Raw genomic sequence first — 3,202 nt, 5'->3', positions numbered from 1 at the left:
GTAAGCGTCAAAGACATTCTGACGTGAGCTACATTAAGTCGGGCTCGTCTATTCCAAGAAGATCACAAAGAGCATTGTTAACCATTATCCTAAAATCATCATCAGATATGTTGTTAGCTTGAACATATTCAATGACATCATCGACAGTGCTGACGAATTTTTGCGCTAAACGAGCGTTCTCCCTTTTCATCTTTGGAAAATGCTCAATAACATAGCCTGTATAATCCATTTCGAAGAAATATCTTGATATTTTTCCGTCAGCAAAATCGGAGATAAAATCTATCATAAACGCAGTATGTTTTCCAACCTTCATCAGTCTTCCTCCCACGCATATTGTTCCGTACTGGTGTTACCGAGCTGCGGGGTGAATACTTTCTCCGGCAAAGCTGCACTACCAGGTAAAAAGTCTTTTATTTCAGATACGTAACCCGCTTTTCCTAAGTTAGGGGCATTTGTAAAAATCCATGTTAAATATTCAAATGGATTTAAGCCATTTTCTCTTGCACTCACAATCAAGCTGTAATAAATGGCACTGGCTCTGGCACCGTTTGGCGTGTTAGCAAAGAGCCAGTTCTTTCGACCGATTACAAAGGGTTTAATACTGCGTTCCGCACGGTTGTTCGAAATTTCAAGACGTCCGTCCAGCAGATATCTCTCAAGATATTTTCGTTGGGACTTGGCATAATACACCGCCTTACCAAGAAGAGTATTAGGCAAAGCAGCAAGCCCATAAATCCAATTGTAAAATTCATCAAACAAAGGACTTGATAGGCGTTTACGCTCCTTAAGGCGGTTATCCGGGGTAAGGGAAGCAAACTGTTTTTCAAGGTGGAACAGTTTGTCGCAATAGGCAACTCCCTTTGCTGCATTGGATTCCCGTTGTTTCTCCTTAGGTAAGGTTTTCAAGGCATCAAAAAACTTCCGCCTAAGATGCGCTAGACAGCCTACAACGATTATGTTTTCTGGAAGCTTGTGATAGCCGTCATATCCGTCTGCGTGAAGGTATCCTTTGAAATCTTTTAAGAATTTTTCAGGATGTATATGCTTTCTGTTGGGCTGGTAGTCATAAATTACAAGCTGGTGTTTTGTATCTCCGCTGGTGCGGTACAACCACATGTAACTCTTTGACTGTGCCGCCTTCCCCGGTTCCTTCAACACCTGTAAGGTGGTTTCGTCTGCGTGAAGCACTTTATGCTCACATAATCGGCGTTTCATTTCTTCATATATGGGTTCCAGCCAGTCTTCGCTAGCTTTAAGCAGCCAGTTTGACATGGTCTGTCGGGAAAGCAGGATGCCATTTTGCTTCCATTCTTGCTCCTGCCGGTACAGAGGAGAGGCCATCATGAATTTTTGTACCGCTATATGGGCAATTGTCTCGGGGGAGGCAAACCCGCCTTTTATGACAGGTTCCGGCATATCTGCTTTAACGATAGGAACATGCTCGGCATTTCCTTCACAATTACGGCAGGCGTAAATATGCCGTACGTGCCGTACAACGATTGCTTTGGCAGGAATGACTTTTAATTCTTCGCGGATTTCCCTGCCCATCGTATGTAATTCACCTCTACAATTTGGGCAAATACAATCTTCTGCACAAAGCTCGTGTTCAATTACCTCAATAGGCAAATCCTTCGGCAATTTGTCCGTAGTAAGGCGTGTGCGTTTACGATAATGTGCCTTTACCTCGCTAAGCTTCGGTTCTGGCATGCTCGTATCAGCGCTTGCTTCGGCCTCATTGAATACTAATAACTGAAGGTCGTCTGTCTGTTCACTGGATGCGCCAAATTGTTTATGCTTTGCAAGGCGTATCTGCGACATAAACCATTGTACCTGCTGCTCCAATTCAGCAATTTTCCGGTCCTTTTCTTCAATTATTCCAAGCAGTTTTTCTGCTGAGTTCTCTTTTGTTTTCATAAGAATATTATACCAGAAAAATTGCCATAAATCCAGTATTCATGCGGTTTTCAGCACTATTGCGAATCGTTTTTTTCAAGAGATTTGCCGCTCGAATACTTCTTCTCTTTTGAGTTTTTTCTCCAGTTTCGCACCTTCAATCAGATAGGATAATTCTTTGGTTTCAAGAACCAGGGTGGCAACATCCCCCTTTACCGGCCAGCGGAAATGTCCGCGCTCCAGACGCTTGAAATACAGCCAGAATCCATCGCCGTCCCATTCCAGGATTTTTATTCTGTTCCGATTCCGGTTGCAGAATACAAACAACGCTTCTGAAAACGGATCGAGGGAAAAGCTGTCTTTAACAAGCGTCATCAGTCCATTGATAGATTTTCTCATATCGGTATGCCCGCAGCATATGTATACGGGTTTGTCACTCCATCTCATTACAGTGCCCTCAATATGTGGCAGACTTTTTTAATAAGTTCAGGATCCGTTCCAGCATCCACGGTTATGCGACAACCGCCGACTTCAATATCCAGCGTTGATTTTATTTCTTGACTTTGGGCAAGTTGCATCCACCCTTTGGGAACACAGTTCACGGGCTCTTCTTTCAGTTTTGAAAGCTCCATGCAGGCAGCCTTTCGCAACTTCCGCTGCCAGTAATAGTATGCTTGTTTGTTTATTCCTTTCTCCTGGCAGAAATCCTTAATGCTCTGTCCGCTACATTGCTGTTCCTGTATCACTTGCATCCACCGTGATAGCCGGTACTCTGCTGTGACTTTTTGTATTTCCATACAACCACTCCATTTTGGTTGAAAAAGTTTGCAATCTTTTTCAACTTTTATAACCATATTTATTGTGATTGTACTATCTTAATGGTTGCTATTCTATGTGACGGTTTATTTGACGCTTACGTAATGAAATACGTTACCTTCCATATAGTTTTCAAGGTCAATATATTTCATTCTCCATTTTTCGTATTCATAACTTAACTTAAACCAGCCTTCTTCTATTGGTAGACCGTTCTTAGAATTTATCATATTTTCGTTCCTTACCTAATTTTTTTAATATCCCAAATATTTACACAGTTACACTAAAACGAACAATAATTAAGGTTTCTAAATGTGGCTACTCAATTCGCGCCAGGACGGCGCGGCGTTACCTGCGACCAATTTCATTTAACGGATATGTATTGCCGACGTCTTTGAGCCTACAGGTAGCCGCTCATGCCGGGGCACCCTCTGGGTCGGCTAATGCGACTATCGACTCGGTTGGCGAAAAGATGTGGCGCGCACGCCCCAAACTC

5 protein-coding genes are annotated in these 3,202 nt (G+C 42.8%); all 5 read right to left on the bottom strand.

Annotated elements, in window-relative coordinates:
- Positions 1 to 28 precede the first annotated feature (28 nt).
- The gene (locus tag HPY74_20570; protein NSW93001.1) at positions 29 to 313 is read right to left on the bottom strand and encodes a hypothetical protein; all 285 of its coding nucleotides are present in this window, start codon (positions 311 to 313) and stop codon (positions 29 to 31) included.
- Positions 313 to 1,914 (bottom strand): IS66 family transposase, encoded by a 1,602-nt coding sequence (locus HPY74_20565; protein ID NSW93000.1) that lies wholly within the window; start codon positions 1,912 to 1,914, stop codon positions 313 to 315. Before HPY74_20565 ends, HPY74_20570 begins: the two co-directional genes overlap by 1 nt.
- Before the next feature lie 75 nt (positions 1,915 to 1,989).
- Entirely contained in the window at positions 1,990 to 2,340 is a 351-nt protein-coding gene (tnpB, locus tag HPY74_20560) for an IS66 family insertion sequence element accessory protein TnpB (protein ID NSW92999.1), read from the bottom strand.
- Complete coding sequence (locus tag HPY74_20555; protein ID NSW92998.1) at positions 2,340 to 2,690, bottom strand: IS66 family insertion sequence element accessory protein TnpB; 351 nt, start codon at positions 2,688 to 2,690, stop codon at positions 2,340 to 2,342. The genes tnpB and HPY74_20555 overlap by 1 nt, the downstream gene beginning before the upstream one ends.
- A 105-nt stretch (positions 2,691 to 2,795) precedes the next feature.
- Entirely contained in the window at positions 2,796 to 2,936 is a 141-nt protein-coding gene (locus HPY74_20550; protein NSW92997.1) for a hypothetical protein, read from the bottom strand.
- Between the last annotated feature and the right edge of the window lie 266 nt (positions 2,937 to 3,202).

The organism is Bacillota bacterium (genome assembly GCA_013314855.1).
In the GTDB taxonomy this organism is placed as follows: Bacteria; Bacillota; Clostridia; order Acetivibrionales; family DUMC01; genus Ch48.
Note: the sequence above shows the minus strand (reverse complement) of the source record. Positions and strands in the feature narration are given on the sequence as shown.

What these genes read in the sequence shown, in the direction of transcription:
- HPY74_20550 (NSW92997.1), bottom strand. Translation starts at nt 2,936, where the DNA reads ATGATAAATTCTAAGAACGGTCTACCAATAGAAGAAGGCTGGTTTAAG.
- HPY74_20570 (NSW93001.1), bottom strand. Translation starts at nt 313, where the DNA reads ATGAAGGTTGGAAAACATACTGCGTTTATGATAGATTTTATCTCCGAT.
- tnpB (NSW92999.1), bottom strand. Translation starts at nt 2,340, where the DNA reads ATGAGATGGAGTGACAAACCCGTATACATATGCTGCGGGCATACCGAT.
- HPY74_20555 (NSW92998.1), bottom strand. Translation starts at nt 2,690, where the DNA reads ATGGAAATACAAAAAGTCACAGCAGAGTACCGGCTATCACGGTGGATG.
- HPY74_20565 (NSW93000.1), bottom strand. Translation starts at nt 1,914, where the DNA reads ATGAAAACAAAAGAGAACTCAGCAGAAAAACTGCTTGGAATAATTGAA.